The 717-nt window shown below is 68.8% G+C and carries 1 protein-coding gene; it reads left to right on the top strand.

Annotated elements, in window-relative coordinates:
• A partial coding sequence (locus AC3EUV_RS38365; RefSeq protein ID WP_435604899.1) for a ketoacyl-synthetase C-terminal extension domain-containing protein occupies positions 1-717 on the top strand: 717 nt, incomplete at both ends.

Raw genomic sequence — 717 nt, 5'->3', positions numbered from 1 at the left:
CGGCCTTGCTGCTGATGGTCGGTGCAAGGCGTTTTCGGATGCTGCGGACGGCACCAGTTGGGGTGAGGGCGCCGGCGTCCTGGTGGTGGAGCGGCTGTCGGATGCCCGCCGGAACGGCCACCGGGTACTGGCCGTGGTGCGTGGCAGTGCGGTGAATCAGGATGGCGCGTCGAATGGTTTGACGGCGCCGAATGGTCCGTCGCAGCAGCGGGTGATCCGGCAGGCATTGGCGAGCGGGGGCCTGTCCGCCTCGGATGTGGATGTGGTGGAGGCGCACGGTACGGGGACGTCGCTGGGCGACCCGATCGAGGCGCAGGCGCTGTTGGCCACTTACGGTCAGGACCGTGACGGGGACCGGCCGTTGTGGCTGGGTTCGGTGAAGTCGAACATCGGGCACACTCAAGCTGCCGCGGGTGTGGCCGGTGTGATCAAGATGGTGCTGGCGTTGCAGCACGGCGTGCTGCCGCGGACGTTGCATGTGGATGAGCCGTCGTCGCATGTGGACTGGTCGGCGGGTGATGCGCGTCTGCTGACCGAGGCTGTTGGGTGGCCTGAGGGGGAGCGGGTTCGTCGGGCTGGTGTGTCGGCGTTCGGTGTGAGCGGCACCAATGCGCATGTGGTGATCGAGCAGCCCCCGGTGCCCCCGGTGCCCCCGGTGGAGGAGGGTTCGGGGGCCCTGCCTGTTGGTGGTGTGGGTGTGGTGCCGTGGGTGGTGTG

This window comes from Streptomyces sp. bgisy130 (genome assembly GCF_057708345.1).
This window is presented reverse-complemented; position numbering and strand designations above follow the sequence as displayed.